This window comes from Bacillus sp. 95MFCvi2.1, assembly GCF_000374965.1.
In the GTDB taxonomy this organism is placed as follows: Bacteria; Bacillota; Bacilli; order Bacillales; family Bacillaceae_G; genus Bacillus_A; species Bacillus_A pseudomycoides.
Genome location: NZ_KB895711.1, coordinates 1 through 26,119, shown reverse-complemented (window position 1 = coordinate 26,119; position 26,119 = coordinate 1). Strand labels below are relative to the sequence as shown.

Sequence of the window (26,119 nt, the reverse complement as noted above, 5' to 3'; positions counted from 1 at the left end):
CACAATATAAGAAAAACGAGGTGCGGAAGTGGAAGACTATCCTTTGGCGTATTATGAGTTTTTCGTGAAATATAATGAAGGAGATTATTATACGTGCCATGATTTACTCGAAGAAATGTGGCTAGAAGAGCGGAGCAATTTATTTTTAAAAGGCTTATTACAGATGGTAGTTGCTCAGTATCATTACAGCTATGGAAATGTAAAAGGAGCGCGGCTTATGTTGGAAGTGGCGGAGCAATATTTGAGGCCGTACTGCCCTTTGTATTGGAATTTAGATGTGAACGAAGTCGTGGTATTTATTCAAAGTTGCCGGAAAATCATACCTGAAAAGGTAGAGAAAGTCCCATATGAACAAATACATAATTTACCGTCATTACCGGAGCACATTCTATATATGAAGTGAAAGAGAAGTTAGAATTATCGCATTTTAGGGAAAATGCAGTTATAATGACAATAGAGAAATCTAGGGGGGCTGAACATGTTTCAAGTACAAAAAGAATTAGCAAGCCATGAAGCAGTAATCGTTGCTTTATTTGAAGAAGAGAAAACGAGCAGCTTTGTACAAGAATTGGACAAAGCATTTGAAGGACAATTACAAGTTTTATTAGAAGAGAAAGAGCTTAGTGCAAAGAAAAAATCCATTTCCAAACTACATAGCTTAGGAAAAACAAATGTAAAACGCTACTATTTTGTCGGTCTTGGCAAAAAAGAAGCATACTCAACAGAAACATTACGTACTTCACTTAGTAAAGCATTTAAAACATTAAAAGCTGACAAAGTAAAAGATGCAGCAATTTTACTTGATTCTTTCGTAACTGATAAGTTAGACGCAATTGATGTTGCGCATATTGCCAATGAAGTATCTTGCCTTGGTACATATGATTTACAAACATATAAAACGGACAAAAAAGAAAGTGTAGAGTTAGAAAACTTTACGGTTATTACAGCAGAAGATGCAAAAGAAATCGAAGCTGCATTAACAGTAGGGTATGTGCATGGACGTGCGACAAATTCAGCTCGTACACTTGTAAATATGCCGCCAAACGTATTAACAGCAACAAAACTTGCAGAGTATGCAGTTGAATTAGCTGAGAAATATGATATGGATTATAAAGTACTTGAGAAAGAAGAGATGGAAGAGCTTGGTATGGGTGCATTACTTGCAGTAAACCAAGGTTCTACAGAGCCACCAAAAATGATTGCTCTTATTTATAAAGGAAAAGAAGAGTGGACGGATGTTATCGGATTTGTAGGAAAAGGGATTACATATGATACAGGGGGCTACTCTTTAAAACCACGTGAAGGTATGGTTGGCATGAAAGGTGATATGGGCGGCGCTGCAGCTGTTCTTGGGGCAATGGAAATTATCGGAGAACTTCGCCCAGAACAAAACGTAGTTGCTGTTATCCCATCAACAGATAATGTTGTGAGCGGTACAGCATTTAAGCCAGATGATGTGATTACATCTATGAGCGGTAAAACAATTGAAGTATTAAATACAGATGCAGAAGGCCGTCTAGCATTAGCTGATGGTATTACGTATGCGAAGAAACTTGGTGCAAACTATCTTGTTGATATTGCAACGTTAACAGGCGGTGTCATTGTAGCGCTTGGAAACCATACAACGGGTGCAATGACAAACAATGAAACATTGTTTGAACAAGTGCTAGAAGCATCGATGGAAACAGATGAGCCGATTTGGCAATTACCGATTTTCGAGCGCGATAAAGAGCGTGTTCGTAACAGTAAATTCGCAGATTTAAATAACTCACCAGGCCGTGAAGGTCATGCGGTAATGGCGGGAACATTCCTTGGTGAGTTTGCAGAAGAAACGCCATGGGTACATTTAGATATCGCTGGAACTTCTGATACAACGAGTGCACATGATTTGGGGCCAGCAGGAGCAACAGGTGCAATGGTTCGTACACTTGCAACACTGGTTGACCGTTTTGGAGAAGAATAAGAGGTTTTTGAAAAGGCAGCGGATTACGCTGCCTTTTCTTATAAAGAAATGGTATATAACGTTCCGTTTAACGCAAAAGATGTGCGGCCTGTTTCTTCAGAGACAACTAATATGAGTGCATCGCTTTTTTCAGATAAACCTATTGCAGCTCGGTGGCGTGTTCCAAGTTTTGAATCAATCTCTATATTTTTTGTTAGAGGGAGAATGTTCGCTGCTGAAACAATATGATTACTTCTAATGAGAATAGCTCCGTCATGAAGAGGATTTCCTGGATAAAAGATAGATTCCAGTAGTGGAACGGTTAAATAAGCTTCAAGTCTTGTTCCAGTTTGAATAAGGGAATCAAGTGAATCATTTCTTTCTACAACAATTAACGCACCATGTTTCCTATCACCTAAATGATGAATTGCTGTTGTAAGGGGAGCATAACCTGATGTAAATGGTGATAAATATGCCTTTAAATAATAAGAAGCTGCTAGGGTTTGAACATTGCTTAGTAGATGATGAATTTCTTCCATTTTACATAAAATGCACTCACCGTCTTGTTCAACCGTTTGTTTCATGCTCCGTAATTCCGCTTCTACAACCTCAATCATTTGTTTCGTTTTTATTTTTAACTCGTCTGATAATCCCCATTCTTCCATTTTTCTCACCTTTTTGTTTGAATTATATAGCATTAGTGTGTGCAAATCACAATAGTAAAATCCTGCTATATTTTAAAATATATTGAGATACTTGTCGTTTTTTTCATATAATGTAGTTATGATATGCGAGAGGAGATAAGAAAATGGATTGGAAACAAGAATATAGTCGCTGGCTTTCCTATGTAAACTTAGATGCAGAACTAAAAGAACAGCTAGAAAATATGAAGCAGGATGAAAAGAAAATAGAAGATAGCTTCTATAAAAACTTAGAATTCGGTACAGGTGGTATGCGCGGAGAACTTGGTGCTGGTACGAACCGTTTAAACGTATATACAGTTCGAAAAGCAACAAAAGGATTGGCGCACTTTATTGAAAAATTAGGTGAAGAAGCGAAGAAACGTGGCGTTGTTGTCGCGTATGATTCTCGTCATAAATCACCTGAATTTGCAATGGAAGTAGCAGCTACCCTTGGTGCGCATGGCATTACAACATATGTATTTGAAAGTTTACGCCCAACGCCAGTACTTTCTTTCGCAGTGCGTTATTTACATACAGTAAGTGGAATCGTTCTTACGGCAAGTCATAATCCACCTGAATATAACGGTTATAAAGTATATGGAGAAGATGGTGGACAATTGCCTCCGAAAGAAGCAGACGAATTAATTAGCTACGTAAATGAAGTAGAAGATGAATTAACAGTAGAAGTTGCTGATGTGGAACAATTGAAAGCGGATGGCTTATTACATATCATTGGACAAGAAGTAGATGATGCATATTTAGAACAGTTAAAAACAGTCATCATCAATAAAGAAATGGTACAAGAAGTTGGAAAAGATTTAAAAATCGTCTTTACACCACTACATGGAACATCCAATATTCCAGCGCGTCGTGGTTTAGAAGCAGTTGGATTTACAGACGTAACAGTCGTAAAAGAACAGGAGTTACCAGATCCAAACTTTTCAACAGTAAAATCACCAAACCCAGAAGAGCACGCAGCGTTTGAACTTGCGATTCGTGACGGAGAAAAAGTGGGAGCGGATGTGCTAATCGCAACAGATCCAGATGCAGATCGTCTTGGCGTAGCTGTTCGTAATCACGCTGGTGAGTATCAAGTGTTAACAGGAAACCAAACGGGTGCGTTAATGCTTGATTACTTATTATCACAAAAGAAACAAAACGGTACACTTCCAGAAAACGGTGTTGTGTTAAAAACAATCGTAACTTCTGAAATTGGTCGTACAATTGCGAAAGCGTATGGCTTAGATACAGTAGATACATTAACTGGATTTAAATTTATCGGTGAGAAGATTAAGCAGTATGAAGAAAGTGGACAATATGAATTTCAATTTGGCTATGAAGAAAGTTATGGTTATTTAATTCGTCCATTCTGCCGTGATAAAGATGCAGTACAATCTGTTTTATTTGCATGTGAAGTTGCAGCATATTATAAATCACAAGGCAAAACGTTATACAATGGTTTATTAGAAGTGTTTGCGAAATACGGTTTCTTCCGTGAAGACCTTGTATCGTTAACGCTAAAAGGAAAAGATGGTGCAGAGAAAATTCAAGAGATGATGGCATCATTCCGTGAAAATCCACCAAGAGAAGTGGCTGGCTTAACAGTGAATTCTGTAGAAGATTATAAAGCAAGCATCATTACATCACTAATAGATGGAAATAAGGAAGAAATTCACTTACCGAAATCAAATGTGTTAAAATATCAATTAGCGGATGGTTCTTGGTTCTGCCTACGTCCATCTGGAACAGAGCCAAAAATCAAGTTTTATTTTGGTGTGAAAGATGATTCCTTACAAAATAGTGAACAAAAGTTACTTGCTATTAAAGAAGATATCATGAATCGTTTATAATGAGATAGAGTGTTACTTCCATTAATGGAGGAAGAAAGAGGAGAACGTAGAACGGCCTCCTCTTTTCTTGCATATGGAAAAAATTCGCTTGCTGAAGGTGGATGAAAGGTTCACTTTATAGAAAATAGAGAATTACACCATACATTAAGAAAAGGTACTGGACGATTAGAACAGAAAAGAGGGTATTTGTTATGAAAAAAGTGAGAAAAGCGATTATTCCCGCTGCGGGATTAGGAACGCGTTTTTTACCGGCAACAAAAGCGATGCCGAAAGAAATGCTTCCAATTGTAGATAAGCCAACGATTCAATACATTGTAGAAGAAGCTGTGGCATCTGGAATTGAAGATATTATTATCGTTACTGGTAAAGGAAAGCGCTCTATTGAAGATCATTTCGATAATGCGTTCGAATTAGAACAAAACTTATTAGAGAAGAAAAAATATGAGTTACTTGAAAAAGTACAAGCTTCTTCTAAAATGGTTGATATTCATTATATCCGTCAAAAAGAGCCAAAAGGATTAGGGCATGCGGTTTGGTGTGCACGTAAGTTTATTGGTGATGAACCATTCGCTGTTTTATTAGGTGATGATATTGTTCAAGCTGAAAAACCATGTTTACGTCAATTAATTGACGAATATGATAAAACACTTTCTTCTGTTATTGGTGTGCAAACAGTTCCAGAAGCAGAAACACATCGTTATGGAATTATTGATCCACTAGAACAAGAAGGTCGTCGTTATCAAGTTCGAAAGTTTGTTGAGAAGCCAGCGCAAGGTACAGCGCCTTCAAACTTAGCGATTATGGGACGCTACATCTTAACACCTGAAATCTTTATGTTCTTAGAAAACCAGAATGTTGGTGCAGGTGGTGAAATTCAATTAACAGATGCAATCCAAAGTTTAAATGAAATTCAACGTGTATTTGCTTATGACTTTGAAGGAAAGCGTTACGATGTTGGAGAAAAATTAGGCTTTGTTCAAACGACAATTGAAATGGCACTTCAGCATGAAGAATTAAGAGATGACATGCTTGTTATGATGAAGGAAATTTTAGAAAAACAAATGAAACAAGAGTCTTAATACAAAAAGGAGCTACTTCAAGTAGCTCCTTTTTCGTTATTATAGTCTCGAATGAGAATGCTGATAAGCAGAACGACGTACAGCGTAATATATGCGAGGTGAGATGATAGCACCGATAATTGTAAAGATCATATCTTTAACCGCGAACCACATCATAATTGTCCAAGCCGCTTTGTAACTCATATTTCCGCCTATCCAGAAGTTTACAGCTGCATACATATAAGTAGTACCAATGATATAGGTTAAAATAATTCCTGTAAAAGACGCGATTGCAAAGGTACTGAATTGTGGTTTTTCTCTTTGTTCTACTAGTTTTCCTGATACGTAAGCAACGATAATGAATGCGATAATAAAACCACCAGTAGGATCTAAAAGTGCGCCAAATCCAGCTTTGAACTGCGCGAAAATTGGTGCTCCTGCAATACCAACAAGCATATAAACAGTCATAGATAAGGCCCCAAGTCTGCTTCCAAGAAGAAGACCTGCTAAAATTGCGAAAAATGGTTGCATGGAAAGTGGAATACCAGCCACTTGTAAAAACGGTGCCCAGGATACGATATTCGCACCAATCGCCATGAGCGCAACAAACATGGCAGCTAGTGCTAAATCTAAAGCACGTAATTGTCTCATATTGTTAACCTCCAGTTGTTATTTGGTTAACAATATAGTAGCGAATCCATTTATCCGTTGTCAATTAAAATGTTTTGGTAGTTAGGCTTTAGTGCTTCTCTAAGTAAAGTGTATGGAATGCGAAATTGTGGAATACCGCTTGAGTAAGGAGCTATTTCATATAATGAGAAATAGATGACAAGATGATCGGGTTCCAAATAATAGTTAAATTTCTTTGTACTCATGACTTTTTCAGTTGCATCTGGAAAATAGATACTTTCATTTTGCTTAATTTGTCTAACGATTTCTGTGCGGATGATATCTTGATACGTACTGCCTTTTTGAAATAAGTCGTCCAAATTAAGTAATCTTTTTTCATTTAAATCAAATGTATTCGCCTTCCATGTATATAGTCCGTGTGCTCCGCCTGTATACTGATAATAATTTACATAGAGACTGAGTAAGGGGAATTTTTGCAATGTTACTTTATAGTCAACATTTGCAACATATGGATGAAAAGGAGCATTTGATTCCTGAGCCTCTGTATAATATTTTTTTGCTTCTTTCGCTAATGTTGTTTTAAAACGATCAGTAGTTGTTTTATAGTATGTATTCAACTTTTTTTGAAATTTTGTATCGTAAAAATTACTAAAATAAGGTCTGCTAATTTGATATTCAAGATAAGGTTTCTTACCTTTTTGTGTGACATGCTTAATATCGATTGTCAGGTTAGAAGGGTGGGCTGCATTCGTATAATTTGGTACAATAATGAGCAAGGAGACTAAGAGTAATAGAATATAGAATTTGTTTTTCATGTAGATAGAACCTCCTTATATAAGTGCTATAGGTAGTTTGAAAATAAATAGGGAAAATTATACATTTTTAAACAAGAAAAAGGAGGAAGTAGTATGTCGAAAACATTAATGGATGCACTTGGGATTGAGCTGTTAGAAATGACAGAAGAAAAAGTAGTAGCAACTATGCCAGTAGATGGACGCACACATCAACCATTTGGTTTTTTACATGGTGGCGCATCAGTTGCATTAGCAGAAACTGTAGCGAGCGTAGGCTCCTATAATTTAATTGATCAAGAAAAGTGTATTTGTTTTGGTCTTGAAATAAATGCGAATCATATTCGCGCGAAACGCGATGGAATCGTAACAGCAATCGGTACGCCGATTCATAAAGGACAAACAACAATGGTTTGGGATGTGCGCATCATTGATGAAAATGATGATTTACTTTGCATTTCAAGATGTACAGTTGCAATTAAAGAGAAGCGTGAGCAATAAAAGAGGCTGCCCAGAGGCAGCCTTTCTATCATTAGAACTGGATTTTCTTCTCTAAGAAGCCTTTTAGTTCGCTAATTGGCATACGAACTTGCTCCATTGTGTCACGGTCACGTACTGTAACTGCTTTGTCTTCAACTGAGTCGAAGTCATAAGTGATACAGAATGGTGTACCGATTTCGTCTTGACGACGGTAACGTTTACCGATAGAACCAGTTTCGTCAAAGTCTACCACGAAGTCTTTTGCTAGTTCTGCGAACACTTCCCCAGCGCCTTCAGATAGCTTTTTAGATAGTGGTAAGATTGCTGCTTTGTATGGTGCTAAAGCAGGGTGGAAACGAAGAACTGTACGAGAGTCGTTTTCTAATTGTTCCTCTTCGTATGCATCACATAAGAATGCTAATGTTACGCGGTCTGCGCCAAGAGATGGCTCGATGCAGTATGGTACGTAACGTTCGTTCGTTTGTGGATCGATATAGTTAAAGTCCTCGTTAGAATGTTCCATGTGACGTTTTAAGTCGAAGTCTGTACGAGATGCAACGCCCCAAAGTTCGCCCCAGCCGAATGGGAATTTAAATTCGATATCTGTTGTTGCGTTACTGTAGTGAGATAACTCATCCTCACCGTGGTCACGAAGACGCATGCTTTCTTCGTGCATACCAAGTGATAGTAACCAGTTTTTACAAGTGTTACGCCAGAATGTGAACCACTCTAAATCTTCACCAGGTTTACAGAAGAATTCAAGCTCCATTTGTTCGAATTCACGTGTACGGAATGTGAAGTTACCAGGTGTAATTTCGTTACGGAAACTTTTACCGATTTGGCCAATACCAAATGGAAGTTTTTTACGCATAGAGCGTTGTACGTTTTTGAAGTTTACGAAAATACCTTGTGCTGTTTCAGGGCGAAGGAAGATTTCGTTTGTGCTAGATTCTGTAACACCTTGGAATGTTTTAAACATTAAGTTGAACTGACGGATTTCAGTGAAGTCTTCGCTACCGCAATCTGGGCATTTTACTTCATGTTCTTTCATTAATCCAGCCATTTGATCGAAAGTAAGACCATCAACGATCATTTCGATGCCTTTTGCATCTAAAGCATCTTCAATTAATTTATCAGCACGGTGACGCGCTTTACATTTTTTACAGTCAATCATTGGATCGTTAAAGTTACCAACATGACCAGAAGCTACCCAAGTTTTTGGGTTCATTAAAATCGCTGCGTCTAAACCAACGTTGTATGGAGATTCTTGAATGAATTTTTTCCACCAAGCTTTTTTAACGTTATTTTTTAATTCGATACCAAGTGGACCGTAATCCCAAGTGTTTGCAAGACCACCATAAATTTCAGAACCAGGGAAAACAAAACCGCGATGCTTCGCTAAGTTTACAACTTGTTCCATTGAATACATAATAAAATCCTCCTTTTAAAAGTTAACGTATTGGCGATGACTGGATGTACTTGTTGAATGGCAATTTCTCGAGCAAGCCGCTTGCACCTTGAAATACAAAAAAGCTCGTCTCTAGGCATTTTTGCCTAGGGACGAGCTTGTATACCCGCGGTTCCACCCTAGTTGATGTGTGCGTAAACACACAACCACTTTATCACGTATTGCTCGAGACTGCCGTTTCCTCGCTTTTTCAGGCTTTCACTATCCCTGAATCGCTTTTTGTGCAAGTACTTATAAGTCCGTCATCGCTACTATATTTTATAATAATGACCATATTCTATCATGTTCCTTTTTAAATCACAATAGAGGAACGATTGTATCTGTATAAATACAAATTGAAAAAAGGATAGAAAACCTTTCTTTTTTAGATGGGAGAGAGCGTCCGCCCATGGCTAGAGGCGGACAGTGACTTTTTTAGTCCCATGCCAAGTGAAAACAAAAGGAGAAAATGAGACCATCGTTTCTTTTGTTTTCATGGCAGGGACTGCTATGTTGGAAAATCAAGATGGATATATATGATAGAGTTTCGCCTATTTTACTATTCTTTATCATTTTAACCGAGAAGACCCCCTCCTCTAAATGAAGTGAAGGTGGGGGTAGTTCAATCTGAAGAGGTGCTCATAGTAGAGCGAATATGTTTAATTGCTTCACGTTTGCTTAGAGGAGCAAGTTCATGATTTTGAACATATTCCCATACAACATCTGGGCTTGTTTTTGCGTATTCACGAAGTACCCAGCCGATTGCTTTTTGGATGAAAAATTCTTTTGAAGATTTGAGTTGTCCAATGATTGAGAAGAGAAGTTTTTCATCCATTTGTTCTTTATATTTTAGTTGAAATAAGATTGCGGAGCGCTGTAACCATATATTTTCTGAAGCAATCCATTTCGGGATGTATGTTTGAATGGCTTCTGGATGTTTCAAAAAAATGCTTCCTAGGGAGGTAGGAACAATGCCATCAACGGAATCCCACCATGATTTCGTTATAATGAGTTCTTCTAAGAACGGGATGTGAGTTTTATCGAGATGCTTTTTATATTTCTGTAATAGATCGAGAGCGGCGGCTTGGAATTCGCGTTCTGGTAAATCCCAAAGTCCAAGGATGACGGTTTGAAAGTCCTCTTTGTCTGGAAGTTTATGTACTTGTATGACTTCACGTAATAGCTTTCTTCTTTCCGGTGTTTGAATACCGAGAAATGGGAAATGATTTTTCATATAACGAGCCATTGGTTCTGCTTTTTCAGGATTTTGATGTGCGATAAACTGTTGCTGTAAGGCTTTTACAAATGGGTGCATAAAATTGTTCTCCTTTCATGGTCTTTGTTCATATTATATAAAGAAGTGATATGAAATGGATATAAGAAATCCGATGAGAGTAGAAAGGAGAGGGAGCGATGGAAGATCAAAGTATATTAGCGGGTTTTTTTGCTCTTAGTTTTGTTGCTATTGTTATTATTTTAATCTGGGCATTTATTGCGTATTTGTTAACTGCATTTGCACTCTATACAATGGCAAAAAATGATGGTGCTGAAGATGGCATTCTTGCTTTTATTCCATTTTTAAATAGTAAAGTATGGGGGGATTTGGCAAGGGAGAAGTTACCTGACTTTTTGAAAGAAGGCGCTGGATGGAAAGTATTCGGTATATACGTTGCTTGTTTTATTTTGAACTTCATTCCAATCATAAGCCTTTTAGCAAGTGTTGTAGTACTTGTTCTGTCGATTTACTTAGTATACGCCATTTTGGAGCGTTATGGTACGAACGCAATATTATTTACAGTCATCCATGTGATAACATGTTCTATTTTTCTTCCGATTCACCTGTTTTTGATTCGAAATGAGCCAACGAAATATTAGGATCTATTATGGAAAATAGAAAGGGAAAAGGCTATCGCATCTAGCGATAGCCTTTTTTGGATAGTGATTCTAAGCGAGCCACTCCGCTTTTTATACCTACATTAAGTAACGCAGATAAATATAAATGTGAGAAACAATTAATGAAACGATCATAATTGGGAAACCGACTTTTAGGAAGTCCACGTAGCTAAATCGGTGTCCTTCACGGCTTGCGATTCCAGCAACGATTACGTTAGCGGAAGCACCGATTAATGTTCCGTTTCCACCTAGACAAGCTCCTAATGCTAATGACCACCATAATACATCGATTTGTGCATCAGAAGGTGATAGACCAAGACCGACTGCCATATCGTTAATAAGTGGAATCATTGTTGCAACGAACGGAATGTTATCGATTGTTGCTGAAGCAATGCCGGATACCCATAAAATAAGGATGGATGCGTAAGAAACATCTCCGCCTGTTAAACCGATTACTTTTTGGGCTAACATTTTGATAAGTCCGATATCAATAAGTCCACCAACGAGTACGAATAGACCGGCAAAGAAGAAAATTGTAATCCACTCTACGTGAGCGAATACTTCTTCAATTTCATGCTCTTTTACACCGATTAGCATAAGTACAGTAGCACCTGTTAATGCGATTACTGCGGCGTCAATGTGGAAAATAGAATGAGTCATAAAACCGAGGATTGTAAGTCCAAGTACAGTTAAAGATTTTTTCATTAGTACAGCATCTTTAATGTATTGTTTTTCGTCTAAGCTCATTAGTTTTTTAATTTGTATAGGGTCAGCAATTAACTGCTTGCGGTACATAAAGTAAATCATTGTCGCGGTAACAGCGATAATAATTAGTACGATTGGGGCTAAGTTGAATAAGAAAGCATTAAAATCTAAATGCTTGTTTGCAGAACCAATCATAATGTTTGGTGGGTCACCAATTAATGTTGCAGTTCCCCCAATATTTGAAAAAATAATTTCGGAAAGTAAATATGGAACAGGATTTACTTGTAAAATGCGCGTAATAGATAAAGTAACGGGAACAACAAGAAGTACAGTTGTTACGTTATCTAGAAATGCGGAACCGAGCGCGGTAAGCAAAGAAAGAGAAATTAAGATTTTAATTGGATTTCCTTGTGCTTGTTTAGCGGCTTTAATTGCAACATATTGGAATACGCCTGATTTACTTGTGATGTTTACTAATATCATCATACCGATCAGTAGCGTGATGGTTCCCCATTCAATATGTTTTGTAAAAGCGTTGTGCAAGTCGACGACACCAAAGATGACCATAAGTGCTGCACCGAGAAGTGCGATAACAGCACGGTTAATTTTTTCTGAAATGATAATGGCATATGTAATTAGAAAGACTGCGATTGCAAAGTAATATTGCCAGTTAGCGATTTCTTGCGTTGTTTCGTGCAAAAATTCCATCTCCTTTCGGGTAACTTTTCTTAGTGTGTCATAAATTTCTGGAAGAAACACACTTAAAGCCATTATAAAGTAGAAAAATGTCGGATGTAAATGAAAGGGTTTGTTTTGTCATATTTTCTGTACAAATGAATTTTTCTTCTTTTTAAAAATATTTGTGGTTATTTGACATATACATAAGATACATCAATCTGAATGTATCTTATGTAATAGCATTCGAGCCTGTTCGTGTAGGAGTACAAAGTAGACAGAATGATAAGGAAGGGATCGTATGGATGGACAACAATTTTTATTTTTGGATTTTGAGTTCACGATGCCTCAAAATAGGAAGAAACCAAAGGGTTTTTTTCCAGAAATTATTGAGGTAGGACTCGTATCAGTTGTTGATTGTGTAGTGGAAGATACGTATTCATCGTATGTACGACCGGAAACTTTTTCATGCTTAACAGAGCGGTGTAAAAAATTTTTAGGAATTAATCAGGAAGCGGTAGACGGAGGAATTTCTTTTTTGGAACTTGTCGAGAAACTTGTACAATATGAAAAACGTTGTCAAACAACAATTGTAACGTGGGGTAATATGGATATGAAAGTATTGAAGCATAATTGTGAGGCCATAGGTGCCGAGTTTCCTTTTTCGGGGCAATGCCGAGATTTATCACTCGAGTATAAACGTTTCTTTGGCGAACGGAATCAAACTGGATTATGGAAAGCGATTGAAGCGTACGGGAAAGTAGGAACAGGAAAGCATCATTGCGCGCTTGATGATGCGATAACGACCTATAATATTTTTAAACTGGTTGAAAAGGATAAAGAATATTTAGTGAAACCATCTCCCCCGACTTTAGGTGAACTCATCGATTTTTCAAAGGTGTTAAAGAAAGTGAGTACACAATAGCGACCAAATTACAAACTGTGTAATTTGGTCGTTTTGTTTTTTTACAGCTTGTAATCTTGTTTTAACTGCTGGAGTGTCTGCAAACTACGCCTCGCAAACGGACCATCATCTGCTGAGAATGCATTCATTTGTGCTTCTAGTGCGGATTGTAAGGATTCTTTATAATCCGGAATATCGCCATCGTATTTTTTCACCATTTGCTGCGGGATATTTGTTTGCTCCCTGAATGCTAAAGCGCGTCTTTCATGGAAAAATGGAACATCCGCTTGTTTTACATTATGTAAATCACCTTGCGTTGGATGTTTTAAAACAGCTAACACTTTCACAACGTAACTTCCAGGACGGCTGTTTGTAATTTCACCGATATACTTTCCTGTTTTATAGATACCAGTAACGATATCACCAATTTGGAATGTTTCGTTCATATTTTTCACCTCAATTTTATAGTAAGGAAAGTGGGGAATAGAGTCAAAGAAATCATTTGCTGGAGAATGATTTTGAGAAGTTAGGTGTGCTTGTGATCAGAGAAATGTTATAATTCGAGATGATATAACAGAAAATTCTGAGGAATTGAAAGGATGAAGGTATGTATCGTTTGCTTCGATGAATTCACAGGTATAGATGTATTTTTGCCGTGGGATTTACTGAATAGAGTAAACTCGATTGGAAGAATAAAAAATTGGGACGTTAAACTTGTAGGGAGGAGTGATCTTCATGATGCCTTTATATTTTCCAGAAGATAAAACAGAATATATTATTCCAGGGATTGTTTGTGTTTTATTTATAATCGGTGCGATTGCAACATGGCGCATGTTTATTCGCGTATCAAAGAGAGAGGCGGAACGTTTGGAGAAAGTGGAGCGAAAGCTGTTAGCGGAAAAGAAACACTAATTCGTTTTTGTATGTTTCCCTCTATGCTCGGACAATCTAAGGGCAGAATGTATTCTGGAGGGAATTGTGATGAAAAAGCAGCTTTTATTCGGGTGTTGTTTGCTGTTTCTTATGGCAGGTTGTGATAAAGGAAATCCGAAAGAAATCGATGTGAAATTATATAATGCTTCTGGTGATAAAGTTGGAACAGCAAAAGTGAAGCAGCAAACAAGTGGTGTGAAAATATCCATTAAGGCAGAAGGATTTTCGCCAGGTGTACATGGATTACATATTCATGAAATTGGAGAGTGTAAAGCACCGCGTTTTATATCAGCTGGTAATCATTTTAATTTAGAGAAGAAAAAGAAACATGGACTTATGAATCCAAAAGGTGCAGAGAATGGTGATTTGCCGAATGTTATTGCGGATAATACAGGAAAGATTAAGGCGGAGATTGAAGCGCCTCATGTATCACTTCAAGAAGGGAAAACAACGCTGCATCGAAAAGATGGTGCGTCTATCATTATTACGGAAAAGCCTGATGATGGTATGACGCAACCTGCTGGAAATTCAGGGAATCGAATTGCTTGTGGCGTCATTGTAGAAAAGGCAGCCGCTAAGAAAAAGTAGAAGCTACCTTTGAAAGGGTAGCTTTTTTCAGTTAATTATGAAAATGCACACTTAAGTCTATGTAGTATTTCTTCAAGTTGTCTTCTTGAACAGCCGATGTTAATCCGAATATGTTGTTCTCCACCTGCTCCGTATTTTTCACCTGGTTCAACGATAATTTTCCCGTTTTCTTCAAGCTGTTTTGTTCGTTCTTTTTGAGATAGGTCAAGGCGAGAACAGTCGACCCATAGTAAAAAAGTACCTTCTGATTGAATAACGGAAAGGGTAGGGATATGCTGCTTGATAAATTCACAAGCAAATCGGGCATTTTCTTCTATATATAAACGCATTTCTGCTAGCCAATCGTTACACTCTGTATAGGCGCTTTGCATTGCTACATAAGCAAATGTATTTAACCCATGAAAGCCTTGACGGTGTTGCACAGCTGTAAAGGCATTTCGAAGTTTTTTGTCAGGAATAATAATAATAGATGCTTGTAAGCCTGCGATATTAAATGTTTTACTTGGCGCCATGCAAGTGATTGTACGCGCTGCTAATTGTTTTGACAATGAAGCAAATGGCGTGTGTGTATGACCTGAGAAAATAAGGTCTGCATGAATTTCATCTGAGATAACGGTTACATTATATTGTTCACATAGCGTGCCGAGTTTTGTAAGCTCGTCTTTTGTCCAAACGCGACCAACCGGGTTGTGTGGACTACAAAGAAACATAAGTTTTACACCTTGCTGAAACTGTGTTTCCAAATGTTCAAAATCCATTGTGTATGTGCCGCCCTGTAAAAGTAATGGACTTTCCCATACATGACGGTTATTTTTTGTGACCATGTCAAAGAATGGGGGATAAATAGGTGGTTGTACAAGTACGGCATCATTTTCAGTTGTGAAAGCCTGTACACTAGTGCTAAGAGCAGGAACGATACCTGAACTAAATACAATCCATTCTTCTTTTATATCCCAATTGTATGCACTTTTTGTCCAACGACAAATAATATCTGTTATTTCTTCAGGTGGCATTGTATATCCGAAAATAGGATGCCCAAGGCGTTTTTGCAGTGCAGATTGAATTGGCTCTGGAATAGGGAAATCCATATCTGCAATCCATGCGTGTAACAATTCTTCATTCTTATATGTATCCCACTTTACACTATGTGTTCCCCGGCGGTTTACAGTTTTATGAAATTGCTGCATCTTTTTTGCTCCCTTCTACTTGAATCTATAATTTTGTGAAAGTTCCTCCCTTCTTCTAGAATAGCTGATGTGATACGATAAAGAAAAGAGTGAAAAATAGGAAAAGGCGGGAAGTAGATGGGCGCATATGAAAAGATGGTGGAAATGGTGAAGAATTGGGATCCTTTTCAAATGGGACCGGAATTTTATGAAACAGAAGCAAGCGATGTTGTGTACGTGGTAAGTGCGTTTGACGATCCGAAATATATTGCAAAAAAAATACAGCATATTTATTTTATGTCGTTTGAAGAAGTACCAGCTATTGAAAAATGCGAGAAATTAGCACAGGAATTACTCGTATTAAAAGAAGGCGGAAGTTGTTCATTGTAGGCTGTCGGAAGTTCCGACAGCTTTTTTAGTAGGAAGTTTATCCCGCATTAACTGGCAGTAGCACTCCCACCTCAAAATTCAGCGAAAGCAAAGAAATTAGATCGGGGATGAAGACCTTCCACTGAATAAAGTTTCACTTTATATCGTACCTTTTAGAATGGTTGATATGTTGTGTCGAAGCGCCGATATATTTTAAAAAGCGCTGATGTGTATATGAATACTATTGTGCTGAAAATGCTATGATTTCTTCATATACATGTTCTGGCTTTTCCTCTGGTAGCAAGTGTCCTGTATTTTCGTATGAAATAAATGTAGAGTTTGGCAAGTCTTTGTGTAGCCGGTGCCCGACATGAACAGGAACAACGCGGTCTTTTTCACCCCAAATGAGTAAGGTTGGGGTCTCGATCTTTCGTAATTCAGCTGATGATAAATCTCCTTCTCGGTCCCGGATCATTCGCGTTAAAGCAGGGAAAATGCGGTTATCATAAAAGGGAGCAGCGTACCCTTCCATCATTTCATCATCAATTAAAGAGTGGTCATGAACGACATTCATTAAATTATGAACGATGCCTCTTCTTATAATCCAATTTTTTACGTATAAATGAAAGAACGGTAAATAGGAAGAGTAGATGAGCGGAAACTTTGCTCGTGTTAAGTAGCTTGAGCTACATAGTAAGATTGTTTTTGTAATTAAATCAGGACGTATGCGATTCACATAGAGTGAGATTTGTCCGCCCATTGAATGACCGACTAGCACAATGTTTTGGAGTGCTAAGTGTTCCATTAAATCGATAATTATAGTTGCTAAATTATGATAGGAATATATAAATTGGTTGGACTTATCACTTTTTCCGAACGGTGGTAAATCAAGTGCGACAACCGTTCCTTCTTTTGCAAGCAGTGGGATAAGTCGTCGGTAACTAAATGAGGATGAGAGAAAACCGTGAACGAGTACAAAAGTTGGTTTTTCCTCATTACTCTGGTGTTCATACAATTCGTAATGAACAGTAGTGCCGCGAGTGGAAAAAGTGAAGTAGGGATGCTCTAGCTCATGTTTCATTTTCTTTCACTCCATTGATTTTTTTCATATCATCTCCTAGTAGAAAAAGATTTATGTTAACAAAAAAAGGCAAGATGGGGGTCCATCCTACCTTTTTCAGTGCTAAGTGTTATCCTCGTACAATATTAGGCGGTGTTTTTCCTTGTAACCCTGCAACTAAATTTTCTGCAGCAGTCATTGCCATTTGGTGTCTTGTCTTTAATGTCGCAGATCCGATGTGCGGCAGCGTAACGACGTTTGTTAAAGATAATAACGGATTATCTTTTTCGACCGGTTCCTGTGTAAATGTATCGATACCTGCTGCAAAGATTTTCTTTTGTTTCAGTGCGTCGATTAATGCAGGTTCATCAACTGTTTTCCCGCGGGAAGCATTAATGAAAATAGCTGTTTCTTTCATTAATGAAAATTCCTTTTCTCCAATGAGCTGATATGTTTCTTCTGTTAATGGCGTTAAAAGAACAATGAAATCAGATTGCTTTAGTAGTGTGTGTAAATCACAGTACGCGGCATCAAATTTTTGTTCGGCTTCTTCCTTACGACGCCGATTATAATAAAGGACATTCATATCAAATCCAAATTTTGCGCGCTTGGCAACAGCTTCTCCAATTCGCCCCATTCCAATAATCCCAATTGTACTATGATGCACATCCAGTCCGAAGTGCTTTTTTGTAATTTCGGCATTCCAATTACCGTCTTTTACATAAGAATCAAGCTCACATACGCGTCGTCCGGCTGATAGCATAAGAGCGAAAACAAGATCGGCCACTGTATCATCTAATACATATGGAGTATTTGTTCCAATCACGTTTCTGCCCTGCATCGATTCTAAATCAAAGTTATCATAGCCAACAGAAATGTTGCTCACAACTTTTAAGTGAGGAGCTGCTCGCAATAACTCTTCGTTGATTTTTGTCCCAAAGTTAAGCAAGCCATGTTTATCTTTTATTTTTTCTAATAGAACTTCACGAGGAATCTTTTCACTACTATCCCATTTTTCATATTCACAATGCTCGGAGAGATATGTTTCTACAAATTTTGGAACGCGTTCAGCGATATATACTTTTGGTTTCACGGTTTCCGCCCCTTTCTTTTTCATTTTCACATAATTCTCTAAAAAAATCTTCTTTTCAAACATAAAAAGGTGTCTGTATAATTTAAAAACAAACAAAAGGAAGGATGAAGAATATGGTGACTGAAAAAGAATTAGAATTATTAGCTTGTCTTGAAAAAAGTAGTCGTTTATCCGTAGAAACTTTAGCAAAAATGTTAAATATAAAAGTAGAAGCAGTAAAAGAAATGGTTGAGAAATTAGAAAGAGAAAAAATCATTGTTGATTATGTTACACATATAGATTGGACAAAAGTAAAAGAACATAGCGGTTTAACAGCTATGATTGATGTGAAAGTTACACCGAAGCACGGTGTTGGCTTTGATTCTGTTGCAGAACAAATTTACCGTTATTCAGAAGTGAAATCGGTTTATTTAATGTCAGGGACATACGACCTTTCTATTACGTTGGAAGGAAAAAGTATGAGTGAAGTGGCAAGTTTTGTTTCTGAAAAGTTAGCAACAATTGAATCAGTTGTGTCAACAACAACACATTTTATTTTGAAAAAATATAAACATGAGGGACTTATTTATGACAAAACTGATGACGATAAACGGATTGTGGTGGCACCATGAAGCAGTTTGAACTATCAAGAGCAGCAGAATCTTTACAACCATCCGGTATCCGTAAGTTTTTTGACTTAGCGGCAGGTATGAAAGGTGTTATTTCACTAGGGGTGGGAGAGCCGGATTTTGTTACACCATGGCATGTGAGACAGGCATGTATTCGTTCGTTAGAAGAAGGATACACAGCATATACTGCGAATGCAGGATTATTGGAGTTACGTCAAGAAATAGCAAAGTATCTTCAAAAGCAATTTCATGTTTCCTATAATGCAGATGAAGAAATTATTGTTACAGTTGGAGCGAGCCAAGCGTTAGATGTTGCGATGCGCGCTATTGTAAATCCTGGCGACGAAGTGATCATCATTGAACCGAGCTTTGTATCATATGGCCCACTTGTTACATTAGCTGGAGGAGTGCCAGTTCTGGTAGCAACTTCATTAGAGGATGCATTTAAAGTACAGTCGGAGCAAATTGAAGCAGCGATTACAACAAAAACAAAAGCAATTTTACTTTGTTCTCCAAATAATCCAACAGGAGCACTTTTAAACAAGTCTGAATTAGAAAAGTTAGCAGTAATCGTTGAAAAGTATAATCTCATTGTATTATCTGATGAAATTTATGCGGAGCTTGTATATGACGAGGCTTATACGAGTTTTGCGAGCATTAAAAATATGCGTGATCATACGATTTTAATTTCAGGATTTTCAAAAGGATTTGCGATGACTGGATGGCGCCTTGGAATGATTGCGGCTCCTGTCCACTTTTCAGAGTTGATGCTGAAAATTCATCAATATTCAATGATGTGCGCACCAACGATGTCACAATTTGCAGCATTAGAAGCGCTTCGTTTTGGAAATGATGAAGTCATTCGAATGAGAGAAAGTTATAAAAAGCGCCGTAATTTTATGACGACATCGTTTAATGAAATGGGCTTAACGTGTCATGTGCCAGGCGGAGCATTCTATGTGTTTCCTTCGATTTCTTCAACAGGATTATCCTCAGCAGAATTTGCGGAACAATTATTGCTAGAAGAAAAAGTTGCAGTTGTACCTGGAAGTGTGTTTGGTGAGAGCGGTGAAGGGTTTATTCGATGTTCATATGCAACTTCGCTTGAACAATTAATGGAAGCCATGAAGCGAATGAAACGATTTGTAGAAAATAAAAAAAGGACAAAACAGAATACGTTTTGTCCATAAAAGGGGGGGAATACTAGAAAGCCATGTGTTAGTATTCTATCCCAATATTTGAAAATTATACTTACTAAAGGAAACTTTTTCATGAATTTTGAATGAAATGGGAGCTGGTGGTATAATTTACTAATATAGAGTGAAGTTTTTCTCAAGTGGGATATTTCTTTCCGCTTGAGAATGAGTCTTCACCAATTGGATATTTATGAGCAGTTACTCACTTTGCGTATACATGCGTTTAAATGTTGAGGTGGGTACTTTTACTGCAACCTGCAAATAGCAGGGAAACTGGTAAACGTATGGGAGTGTTTCATATGTCAGAACAATACACAACAGGAGTGGTTGTAAAAGGGAAAGTAACTGGAATTCAAGATTACGGTGCATTTGTAGCATTGGATCAAGAAACACAAGGACTTGTGCATATATCTGAAATTACAAATGGGTATGTAAAAGATATTCATGATTTTTTAAAGGTTGGAGATATAGTTGAAGTAAAGGTACTTTCAATTGATGAAGAACACAGAAAAATGAGTTTATCGTTAAAGGCAGCAAAGCGTAAGCAAGGAAGAATTATCGTACCAAATCCATCTGATAAAGGATTCAATACGCTTCGCGAGAAGTTAACAGAGTGGATTGAAGAATCACAGTTAACAAAATAAAAGAGAGTCGCTAAATTAGCGATTCTCTTTTATTTTATTATGATATATATTAGCAAATATGATTGCATGCAATCATATTCGTATGTCGGATGGGAAGTGCGAAGTCCGTGCTTCGCTTATTATCGAACTTCGCGTGTTTCTGGGTGTGTTCCGAGATTTTCGGATGGTTTAAATAATAAACCAAGGTTAATCAGCCCAGAAATACCAACGATACCGTAAATGATTCGTGCAAGTGCTGAACTTTGCCCACCGAAGATAGCTGCTACTAAATCAAATTGAAAGAATCCAATTAGTCCCCAGTTGACGGCACCAATTACAGTGAATACTAAAGCAATACGTTGTAAAGTACTCATCTTGAGTAATCCTCCTTAAATTTGAAGCATAAGTATGCCTTTAGTTTTCGTGAGTAGTAAGAATCCACCTATATGAGGTTGGTGGGTATAAAGCGAAATCCGAAAATGGAAGTGCACCTTCTACAACTTAACTCTCTTATAGAATGACTCTCCTTTGTTGTTTTTATACACAAAAAATATCCATTACAGGATGTATATACATCTATACTTAAAAATACGAATTTTTATGCGAAAAATGAACTTTTTTTAAAAAATACATATTGGTTACGTTTACAATTCTCCAATTGCTTGATTTACAATCCCAGTTTCGCTAAAGTGAATACAGAAATACATATACATAATTGGAGGGAAAAAAATGAGCACACATGTGACGTTCGATTATTCTAAAGCGTTATCGTTCATCAGTGAACAAGAACTAACTTATTTACGTGATGCAGTAAAAGTATCACACCATGCAATCCATGAAAAAACTGGAGCTGGGAACGATTTCCTTGGGTGGGTAGAGCTTCCGCTTCAATATGATAAAGAAGAATTTGCTCGCATTCAAAAAAGTGCAGAGAAAATTAAAAATGACTCTGACATTTTACTTGTTATAGGTATTGGTGGTTCTTACTTAGGAGCACGTGCAGCAATTGAAATGTTAAACCATTCTTTCTACAATACGCTTTCTAAAGAACAACGCAAAACTCCACAAGTGCTATTTGTTGGACAAAACATTAGCTCCACTTATATGAAAGATTTAATGGATGTATTAGAAGGTAAAGATTTCTCCATTAACGTTATTTCCAAATCAGGTACAACAACAGAACCTGCAATTGCATTCCGTATTTTCCGTAAATTGTTAGAAGAGAAATATGGAAAAGAAGAAGCGCGTAGACGTATTTATGCAACAACTGATAAAGCGCGTGGTGCTTTAAAAACATTAGCTGACGAAGAAGGATACGAAACATTCGTAATTCCAGATGATGTTGGCGGTCGTTTCTCTGTATTAACACCAGTTGGTTTATTACCAATTGCAGTGAGTGGTTTAAATATTGAAGAGATGATGCAAGGTGCAGCTGCCGGACATGATGACTTTGCAAAATCTGAGCTGGAAGAAAACCCTGCTTACCAATATGCAGTTGTACGTAATGCTCTATATAATAAAGGAAAAACGATTGAAATGCTTGTGAACTATGAGCCAGCACTTCAATATTTTGCTGAGTGGTGGAAACAACTATTTGGCGAAAGTGAAGGGAAAGATCAAAAAGGAATTTTCCCATCTTCAGCAAACTTCTCTACTGATTTACATTCATTAGGTCAATACATTCAAGAAGGACGTCGTGACTTATTTGAAACAGTTCTTAAAGTAGGAAAATCTACACATGAACTAAAAATTGAATTAGATGAGAACGATTTAGATGGTCTGAACTACCTTGCTGGTGAAACAGTAGACTTCGTAAACACAAAAGCATACGAAGGTACATTACTAGCTCATAGTGATGGCGGGGTACCAAACTTAATCGTAAACATTCCAGAATTAAATGAATATACATTCGGTTACCTTGTATACTTCTTCGAAAAGGCATGTGCGATGAGCGGTTACCTATTAGGCGTAAATCCATTTGACCAACCAGGTGTAGAAGCATACAAGAAAAACATGTTTGCTCTTCTTGGAAAACCAGGATTCGAAGAATTAAAAGCAGAATTAGAAGAACGTTTGAAGTAAGAAAAGCGGAAGCGGCTTGCTCAGAACCGCAAGGCATTGGAGTTCTCGACGAAGAAGTGTTTTTTACTTCGACCGAGAGAGCGAAATGACCGGAGGTTCTAGCTGCTGTAGCTGGACAAAGAAAAGCGAAAAAAGCTATCGGGATAGTCCCGATAGCTTTTTTTATTGGAAAGATTGGGATGAGACTTGTCGAATGTTGCTGAATAGTCGATAAGTTGTGTCGAATCGCCGATATATCGATATTAGAACAAATACGAATCGGGCATGCTAAGGAAAAAGTCTAGGAAGGATGAATAGCTTGATTCCAATTCAATCAAATTTAGAAGGCCATACATATGCCCTTTTTAAATTAGAAGAAGTATTAAAACCGCTTGGTTATAGTATCGGCGGCAATTGGGATTACGACAAAGGATGCTTCGATTATAAAGTAGATGAGGAAGATGGGTATCAATTTTTAAGAGTACCATTTACAGCAGTTGAAGGAGAGCTGGATGTACCAGGAGTAGTTGTTCGCCTTGATACACCGTATCTTCTTTCACATGTATACCAAGACGAACTGGATGATCAGGTAAATACATTAGCAGCTGGAGCAAGTGGATTAGATCAATTTGCAGAGCCACAAGATGCAGATGGGAATATAAAAAGAAAATATATTGATATTGGAAAGGCATTAGTAAAAGAGTTGGAAAAGCATCTCATTAATGTTTAATTACGATAAATACGTCGCTTTCAATAGTAACGAAGGAATGAATGGGATTGATGTGATATTGTTCATTCCGCTGTACACCTAGCAGTAGGGTGCCTTGTTTTAAAAGGAGGCTACTGCAAGCTTCGAAAGTTTTTCCGCTATAAGATGTAGGAACAGTCATCAGCTGCAATTTACTTTCCGAGATTTCATTATAAAGTGTAAATAATACACCTGAAATAGAAGGGAATAAAAGAGATGCAGTAAAGACGTAGCTTGTTAATTTATTTCCTTCTATAATTTCTGTCGCTCCCGCTCTAGTTGCATTTTGAACTTGTTCAGAAGTGAGTAGTTCAGCGATACAGTGAATATTTGGATTCAGTCCTTTAGCAGTTAAAATGTTTAAAATTGATTGTGTGTCAGCTAAGCTTTCATTTTTTTCTTTATCTGCCGTTATTAAAATCGTATGGGCTGTTTTGATATTTGCTTTTAATAAAGTTTGATCATGGTGTGGACATCCTTTAATAAACTCTAAGTGATGGAAAGGCTTTGGAAGCAAGGAAAGGGTTTCGTCGATGAGTACGATATCAAGGTCTGGTTGTAACACATGCATTTGGCTCACGACTTGTTTTGCACGCTCATTCCAGCCGACAATAATCATATGACCATGACAAGAAGCAGCTTCTTCGCCTTTAATTTTCATATATTGCTTACTAATCATTTCGGTAGCGAATAATACCATATAATAGGAGCAGAAACCTGTGCCTAATAAAATGAGAATCATGCCTGTAAGTTTTCCTGCAGGTGTATGTGGAACGTAATCACCGTAACCGACAGTAAAGGTTGTAACAAGCGCCCACCAGATTCCATCAAACCATGTAGAAAAGTAAGTGGGTTCTAATTTATATATTAGAAAACCAAAAACAGTAATAAGTACAACAATGAAGCTAATTAAGCGGAAAATAATGGAGTCGCGAAATACATCTACTAGGTTAGCTCGTGATTTCAAACTTATATTCCTCCTCATTTTGTATAGCTACATTGTTACCATTATGAAAAAAAGAAAAACTCTCTGTTTTGTAAGAGAGTTTTTTCAGTAGTTCATAAGGAATACTACATACTTTCAACTTCCGTTTGCTGTACACTTTCTAAATGTTGCAGCGCATAATAGACGTCAGCTGTATGTCTTTTTTGATCGACAGACAATTTTAGTTGTAAAAAGTGTGAACCATTTTCTAATGTTTTGAGTTTCATGTTTTTTACTTTTATGTCCATTGCTTTTATTTCTTCAATAACAATAGGGATATTGTTCATATTGCTTACAACAAGTTTGACAGCGATATCTCGTTGCCGGAGTGACCTAGGACCTAAAACTTTCATTGTTAATGGAATGAGTTCGACGCTAATCATAAGAAAACACATGCCGAAAATTGCTTCAAGATAAAAACCAGCCCCCACAGCGATTCCAATACCGGAAGCTCCCCAAATCATAGCGGCGGTAGTTAAGCCTGCGATACTGTCATTTCCTCTTCTTAAAATAACACCGGCACCTAAAAAACCAATTCCAGATACAATTTGAGCTGCAAGGCGAAGGGGATCCATGTTGATATGATCTGTATGAGGTAAGTTATAAGCTGATTTAATAGAAACAATCGTGAGGAGACAGCTAATAATTGAAATGACTAAGCACGTTTTTAAACCAAGTGGTTTTCTTTTTAATTCACGTTCTAAACCGATAGCAAATCCTAAAATAGCAGAGAGACCTAACTTGATTAGTAAATCGGTATAGTCCATATGTATATTCCTCCTTGTAAGTTTGTTCGATGTAGTGGTGATGACAATCTATCAATAGAAAGTTCATCTTATAAAGTTGTGAATTGTATCTTTGTAAAGAATATGGATAAGAAGTTATAAACGCGTTGAGACGAATTGAAATGTAGAGAAAAACTGTGTTGATGGAAGATAGGCTGTATGTAAAGAAGAATATTCTATATAAATACAAATTGAAAAACCGACACAAACCTTTTTTAGGTGGGAGAGAGAATCCATCCATGCATAGAAGCGGTCAGCCCCTCTTCCAACCCCATGCCAAGTGAAAGTAAAGAGAGGAACCGAATGCAGGTCACTTCTTGTTCTGTAATAGCAATGATTTATATGTTAGAAAATCAAAATGGATATATATTATATTAATTATATGACGTAAATAGAGAAACTTGGCTATTTTTTATAAAAAGTTTTAAAAGGGTGTTGCATTTCATTTTTCTACATGCTATATTAATAACCGTCGCTGATGCGAAACAGCAGAAAGCGAAAAAAGAAATTAAAAAACTTAGTTGACATCGAAAAACGAAGATGTTAACATAAGGAAGTCGCAAATGAGCGGCAAACGAGTTCTTTGAAAACTGAACGAAACAAACAACGTGAAACGTCAATTTTTATTTTAGATGCTAGACAAACTAACTTTATTGGAGAGTTTGATCCTGGCTCAGGATGAACGCTGGCGGCGTGCCTAATACATGCAAGTCGAGCGAATGGATTAAGAGCTTGCTCTTATGAAGTTAGCGGCGGACGGGTGAGTAACACGTGGGTAACCTGCCCATAAGACTGGGATAACTCCGGGAAACCGGGGCTAATACCGGATAACATTTTGCACCGCAT

28 protein-coding genes, 1 rRNA gene and 1 pseudogene are annotated in these 26,119 nt (G+C 37.4%); 17 read left to right on the top strand and 13 right to left on the bottom strand.

Going from position 1 to position 26,119, the window contains the following annotated elements; all coding sequences use genetic code 11:
* The first annotated feature begins 28 nt into the window (after positions 1 to 28).
* Both C568_RS0123140 and C568_RS0123135 read left to right on the top strand, forming a co-directional pair.
* Positions 29 to 403 carry a DUF309 domain-containing protein gene (locus C568_RS0123140; RefSeq protein ID WP_018782848.1) on the top strand — a complete coding sequence of 125 codons (375 nt, stop codon included), beginning with the start codon at positions 29 to 31 and terminating at the stop codon, positions 401 to 403.
* A 75-nt stretch (positions 404 to 478) separates the two neighbouring features.
* Positions 479 to 1,963: a leucyl aminopeptidase gene (locus C568_RS0123135; protein ID WP_018782847.1), complete on the top strand. Its 1,485-nt coding sequence runs from the start codon at positions 479 to 481 to the stop codon at positions 1,961 to 1,963.
* A 38-nt stretch (positions 1,964 to 2,001) separates the two neighbouring features.
* On the opposite strand, the gene cdaS is transcribed toward C568_RS0123135, so the two are convergent.
* Positions 2,002 to 2,607, bottom strand: a complete 606-nt coding sequence (gene cdaS, locus C568_RS0123130) for a sporulation-specific diadenylate cyclase CdaS (RefSeq protein WP_018782846.1) — start codon at positions 2,605 to 2,607, stop codon at positions 2,002 to 2,004.
* Between the two features lie 143 nt (positions 2,608 to 2,750).
* Between cdaS and C568_RS0123125 the strand changes: the two genes are divergently transcribed.
* Together C568_RS0123125 and galU are read left to right on the top strand one after the other, a co-directional pair.
* The gene (locus tag C568_RS0123125; RefSeq protein WP_018782845.1) at positions 2,751 to 4,475 is read left to right on the top strand and encodes a phospho-sugar mutase; all 1,725 of its coding nucleotides are present in this window, start codon (positions 2,751 to 2,753) and stop codon (positions 4,473 to 4,475) included.
* A 191-nt stretch (positions 4,476 to 4,666) separates the two neighbouring features.
* Positions 4,667 to 5,554: a UTP--glucose-1-phosphate uridylyltransferase GalU gene (galU, locus tag C568_RS0123115; protein ID WP_018782844.1), complete on the top strand. Its 888-nt coding sequence runs from the start codon at positions 4,667 to 4,669 to the stop codon at positions 5,552 to 5,554.
* A 39-nt stretch (positions 5,555 to 5,593) separates the two neighbouring features.
* On the opposite strand, the gene C568_RS0123110 is transcribed toward galU, so the two are convergent.
* Positions 5,594 to 6,184 (bottom strand): biotin transporter BioY, encoded by a 591-nt coding sequence (locus C568_RS0123110; protein ID WP_018782843.1) that lies wholly within the window; start codon positions 6,182 to 6,184, stop codon positions 5,594 to 5,596.
* A 50-nt stretch (positions 6,185 to 6,234) separates the two neighbouring features.
* A complete protein-coding gene (locus tag C568_RS0123105) occupies positions 6,235 to 6,978 on the bottom strand; it encodes a DUF3298 and DUF4163 domain-containing protein (protein WP_018782842.1) in 744 nt (247 codons plus the stop codon).
* A gap of 93 nt (positions 6,979 to 7,071) precedes the next feature.
* Here C568_RS0123105 and C568_RS0123100 point away from each other — a divergent pair, with 93 nt between their 5' ends.
* Positions 7,072 to 7,455 (top strand): hotdog fold thioesterase, encoded by a 384-nt coding sequence (locus C568_RS0123100; protein WP_006096373.1) that lies wholly within the window; start codon positions 7,072 to 7,074, stop codon positions 7,453 to 7,455.
* 31 nt (positions 7,456 to 7,486) lie between these two features.
* Here the strand turns inward: C568_RS0123100 and C568_RS0123095 are convergent, their stop codons facing one another.
* Together C568_RS0123095 and C568_RS0123085 are read right to left on the bottom strand one after the other, a co-directional pair.
* On the bottom strand, positions 7,487 to 8,863 hold the full coding sequence (locus C568_RS0123095) for a glycine--tRNA ligase (RefSeq protein WP_003208934.1): 1,377 nt from the start codon (positions 8,861 to 8,863) through the stop codon (positions 7,487 to 7,489).
* Between the two features lie 640 nt (positions 8,864 to 9,503).
* On the bottom strand, positions 9,504 to 10,196 hold the full coding sequence (locus tag C568_RS0123085) for a DNA alkylation repair protein (RefSeq protein WP_018782840.1): 693 nt from the start codon (positions 10,194 to 10,196) through the stop codon (positions 9,504 to 9,506).
* A gap of 98 nt (positions 10,197 to 10,294) precedes the next feature.
* Between C568_RS0123085 and C568_RS0123080 the strand changes: the two genes are divergently transcribed.
* Entirely contained in the window at positions 10,295 to 10,756 is a 462-nt protein-coding gene (locus tag C568_RS0123080) for a hypothetical protein (protein ID WP_003208937.1), read from the top strand.
* Between the two features lie 96 nt (positions 10,757 to 10,852).
* On the opposite strand, the gene C568_RS0123075 is transcribed toward C568_RS0123080, so the two are convergent.
* Positions 10,853 to 12,178 carry an ArsB/NhaD family transporter gene (locus C568_RS0123075; RefSeq protein ID WP_018767497.1) on the bottom strand — a complete coding sequence of 442 codons (1,326 nt, stop codon included), beginning with the start codon at positions 12,176 to 12,178 and terminating at the stop codon, positions 10,853 to 10,855.
* Between the two features lie 277 nt (positions 12,179 to 12,455).
* On the opposite strand from C568_RS0123075, the gene kapD reads away from it, so the two are divergent.
* Positions 12,456 to 13,079, top strand: a complete 624-nt coding sequence (kapD, locus tag C568_RS0123070; RefSeq protein WP_003201608.1) for a 3'-5' exonuclease KapD — start codon at positions 12,456 to 12,458, stop codon at positions 13,077 to 13,079.
* A 41-nt stretch (positions 13,080 to 13,120) separates the two neighbouring features.
* Here kapD and C568_RS0123065 read toward each other — a convergent pair whose 3' ends face one another.
* Entirely contained in the window at positions 13,121 to 13,504 is a 384-nt protein-coding gene (locus C568_RS0123065; protein WP_018782839.1) for a kinase-associated lipoprotein B, read from the bottom strand.
* Positions 13,505 to 13,657: 153 nt separating this feature from the next.
* Between C568_RS0123065 and C568_RS33520 the strand changes: the two are divergent.
* The 3 genes and pseudogenes from C568_RS33520 to C568_RS0123055 all read left to right on the top strand — a co-directional run.
* Positions 13,658 to 13,795: pseudogene (locus C568_RS33520) on the top strand (ThiJ/PfpI family protein); the annotation flags it as partial.
* Positions 13,794 to 13,970 (top strand): hypothetical protein, encoded by a 177-nt coding sequence (locus C568_RS34875; protein ID WP_003201612.1) that lies wholly within the window; start codon positions 13,794 to 13,796, stop codon positions 13,968 to 13,970. The pseudogene C568_RS33520 and the gene C568_RS34875, both read left to right, overlap by 2 nt.
* Positions 13,971 to 14,039: 69 nt before the next feature.
* Complete coding sequence (locus tag C568_RS0123055) at positions 14,040 to 14,579, top strand: superoxide dismutase family protein (protein WP_018782838.1); 540 nt, start codon at positions 14,040 to 14,042, stop codon at positions 14,577 to 14,579.
* A gap of 35 nt (positions 14,580 to 14,614) precedes the next feature.
* Here the strand turns inward: C568_RS0123055 and C568_RS0123050 are convergent, their stop codons facing one another.
* Positions 14,615 to 15,766, bottom strand: a complete 1,152-nt coding sequence (locus C568_RS0123050) for a MalY/PatB family protein (RefSeq protein ID WP_003201616.1) — start codon at positions 15,764 to 15,766, stop codon at positions 14,615 to 14,617.
* 117 nt (positions 15,767 to 15,883) lie between these two features.
* Between C568_RS0123050 and C568_RS0123045 the strand changes: the two genes are divergently transcribed.
* Complete coding sequence (locus C568_RS0123045) at positions 15,884 to 16,135, top strand: DUF1871 family protein (protein ID WP_003201618.1); 252 nt, start codon at positions 15,884 to 15,886, stop codon at positions 16,133 to 16,135.
* A gap of 220 nt (positions 16,136 to 16,355) precedes the next feature.
* On the opposite strand, the gene C568_RS0123040 is transcribed toward C568_RS0123045, so the two are convergent.
* Complete coding sequence (locus tag C568_RS0123040) at positions 16,356 to 17,195, bottom strand: alpha/beta fold hydrolase (RefSeq protein ID WP_006096364.1); 840 nt, start codon at positions 17,193 to 17,195, stop codon at positions 16,356 to 16,358.
* A 109-nt stretch (positions 17,196 to 17,304) separates the two neighbouring features.
* Positions 17,305 to 18,297, bottom strand: a complete 993-nt coding sequence (locus C568_RS0123030; RefSeq protein WP_029427658.1) for a 2-hydroxyacid dehydrogenase — start codon at positions 18,295 to 18,297, stop codon at positions 17,305 to 17,307.
* Positions 18,298 to 18,380: 83 nt separating this feature from the next.
* On the opposite strand from C568_RS0123030, the gene C568_RS0123025 reads away from it, so the two are divergent.
* From C568_RS0123025 to yugI, 3 genes are all read left to right on the top strand, one after another.
* Complete coding sequence (locus tag C568_RS0123025; protein ID WP_003201624.1) at positions 18,381 to 18,878, top strand: Lrp/AsnC family transcriptional regulator; 498 nt, start codon at positions 18,381 to 18,383, stop codon at positions 18,876 to 18,878.
* Positions 18,875 to 20,065, top strand: a complete 1,191-nt coding sequence (locus tag C568_RS0123020) for an aminotransferase (RefSeq protein ID WP_018782836.1) — start codon at positions 18,875 to 18,877, stop codon at positions 20,063 to 20,065. Before C568_RS0123025 ends, C568_RS0123020 begins: the two co-directional genes overlap by 4 nt.
* Before the next feature lie 305 nt (positions 20,066 to 20,370).
* Positions 20,371 to 20,715 (top strand): S1 domain-containing post-transcriptional regulator GSP13, encoded by a 345-nt coding sequence (gene yugI / locus C568_RS0123015; protein ID WP_018767503.1) that lies wholly within the window; start codon positions 20,371 to 20,373, stop codon positions 20,713 to 20,715.
* 119 nt (positions 20,716 to 20,834) lie between these two features.
* Here the strand turns inward: yugI and C568_RS0123010 are convergent, their stop codons facing one another.
* Entirely contained in the window at positions 20,835 to 21,068 is a 234-nt protein-coding gene (locus C568_RS0123010) for a DUF378 domain-containing protein (protein ID WP_003201633.1), read from the bottom strand.
* Between the two features lie 355 nt (positions 21,069 to 21,423).
* On the opposite strand from C568_RS0123010, the gene C568_RS0123005 reads away from it, so the two are divergent.
* Both C568_RS0123005 and C568_RS0123000 read left to right on the top strand, forming a co-directional pair.
* Positions 21,424 to 22,776, top strand: a complete 1,353-nt coding sequence (locus C568_RS0123005) for a glucose-6-phosphate isomerase (protein ID WP_003201635.1) — start codon at positions 21,424 to 21,426, stop codon at positions 22,774 to 22,776.
* A 298-nt stretch (positions 22,777 to 23,074) separates the two neighbouring features.
* Complete coding sequence (locus tag C568_RS0123000; RefSeq protein WP_018782835.1) at positions 23,075 to 23,485, top strand: YugN-like family protein; 411 nt, start codon at positions 23,075 to 23,077, stop codon at positions 23,483 to 23,485.
* Here C568_RS0123000 and C568_RS0122995 read toward each other — a convergent pair.
* Together C568_RS0122995 and C568_RS0122990 are read right to left on the bottom strand one after the other, a co-directional pair.
* Positions 23,475 to 24,470, bottom strand: a complete 996-nt coding sequence (locus tag C568_RS0122995) for a potassium channel family protein (RefSeq protein ID WP_018767505.1) — start codon at positions 24,468 to 24,470, stop codon at positions 23,475 to 23,477. The genes C568_RS0123000 and C568_RS0122995 overlap by 11 nt on opposite strands.
* 104 nt (positions 24,471 to 24,574) lie before the next feature.
* Positions 24,575 to 25,255, bottom strand: coding sequence for an MgtC/SapB family protein (locus tag C568_RS0122990; protein ID WP_003201638.1), 681 nt, complete (start codon positions 25,253 to 25,255; stop codon positions 24,575 to 24,577).
* 668 nt (positions 25,256 to 25,923) lie between these two features.
* Between C568_RS0122990 and C568_RS0122985 the strand changes: the two genes are divergently transcribed.
* Positions 25,924 to 26,119 (top strand): 16S ribosomal RNA (locus C568_RS0122985); the annotation flags it as partial.

What these genes read in the sequence shown, in the direction of transcription:
- C568_RS0123135 (WP_018782847.1), top strand. Translation starts at nt 479, where the DNA reads ATGTTTCAAGTACAAAAAGAATTAGCAAGCCATGAAGCAGTAATCGTT.
- cdaS (WP_018782846.1), bottom strand. Translation starts at nt 2,607, where the DNA reads ATGGAAGAATGGGGATTATCAGACGAGTTAAAAATAAAAACGAAACAA.
- C568_RS0123125 (WP_018782845.1), top strand. Translation starts at nt 2,751, where the DNA reads ATGGATTGGAAACAAGAATATAGTCGCTGGCTTTCCTATGTAAACTTA.
- galU (WP_018782844.1), top strand. Translation starts at nt 4,667, where the DNA reads ATGAAAAAAGTGAGAAAAGCGATTATTCCCGCTGCGGGATTAGGAACG.
- C568_RS0123110 (WP_018782843.1), bottom strand. Translation starts at nt 6,184, where the DNA reads ATGAGACAATTACGTGCTTTAGATTTAGCACTAGCTGCCATGTTTGTT.
- C568_RS0123105 (WP_018782842.1), bottom strand. Translation starts at nt 6,978, where the DNA reads ATGAAAAACAAATTCTATATTCTATTACTCTTAGTCTCCTTGCTCATT.
- C568_RS0123100 (WP_006096373.1), top strand. Translation starts at nt 7,072, where the DNA reads ATGTCGAAAACATTAATGGATGCACTTGGGATTGAGCTGTTAGAAATG.
- C568_RS0123095 (WP_003208934.1), bottom strand. Translation starts at nt 8,863, where the DNA reads ATGTATTCAATGGAACAAGTTGTAAACTTAGCGAAGCATCGCGGTTTT.
- C568_RS0123085 (WP_018782840.1), bottom strand. Translation starts at nt 10,196, where the DNA reads ATGCACCCATTTGTAAAAGCCTTACAGCAACAGTTTATCGCACATCAA.
- C568_RS0123080 (WP_003208937.1), top strand. Translation starts at nt 10,295, where the DNA reads ATGGAAGATCAAAGTATATTAGCGGGTTTTTTTGCTCTTAGTTTTGTT.
- kapD (WP_003201608.1), top strand. Translation starts at nt 12,456, where the DNA reads ATGGATGGACAACAATTTTTATTTTTGGATTTTGAGTTCACGATGCCT.
- C568_RS0123065 (WP_018782839.1), bottom strand. Translation starts at nt 13,504, where the DNA reads ATGAACGAAACATTCCAAATTGGTGATATCGTTACTGGTATCTATAAA.
- C568_RS34875 (WP_003201612.1), top strand. Translation starts at nt 13,794, where the DNA reads ATGATGCCTTTATATTTTCCAGAAGATAAAACAGAATATATTATTCCA.
- C568_RS0123055 (WP_018782838.1), top strand. Translation starts at nt 14,040, where the DNA reads ATGAAAAAGCAGCTTTTATTCGGGTGTTGTTTGCTGTTTCTTATGGCA.
- C568_RS0123050 (WP_003201616.1), bottom strand. Translation starts at nt 15,766, where the DNA reads ATGCAGCAATTTCATAAAACTGTAAACCGCCGGGGAACACATAGTGTA.
- C568_RS0123045 (WP_003201618.1), top strand. Translation starts at nt 15,884, where the DNA reads ATGGGCGCATATGAAAAGATGGTGGAAATGGTGAAGAATTGGGATCCT.
- C568_RS0123040 (WP_006096364.1), bottom strand. Translation starts at nt 17,195, where the DNA reads ATGAAACATGAGCTAGAGCATCCCTACTTCACTTTTTCCACTCGCGGC.
- C568_RS0123025 (WP_003201624.1), top strand. Translation starts at nt 18,381, where the DNA reads ATGGTGACTGAAAAAGAATTAGAATTATTAGCTTGTCTTGAAAAAAGT.
- C568_RS0123020 (WP_018782836.1), top strand. Translation starts at nt 18,875, where the DNA reads ATGAAGCAGTTTGAACTATCAAGAGCAGCAGAATCTTTACAACCATCC.
- yugI (WP_018767503.1), top strand. Translation starts at nt 20,371, where the DNA reads ATGTCAGAACAATACACAACAGGAGTGGTTGTAAAAGGGAAAGTAACT.
- C568_RS0123010 (WP_003201633.1), bottom strand. Translation starts at nt 21,068, where the DNA reads ATGAGTACTTTACAACGTATTGCTTTAGTATTCACTGTAATTGGTGCC.
- C568_RS0123005 (WP_003201635.1), top strand. Translation starts at nt 21,424, where the DNA reads ATGAGCACACATGTGACGTTCGATTATTCTAAAGCGTTATCGTTCATC.
- C568_RS0122990 (WP_003201638.1), bottom strand. Translation starts at nt 25,255, where the DNA reads ATGGACTATACCGATTTACTAATCAAGTTAGGTCTCTCTGCTATTTTA.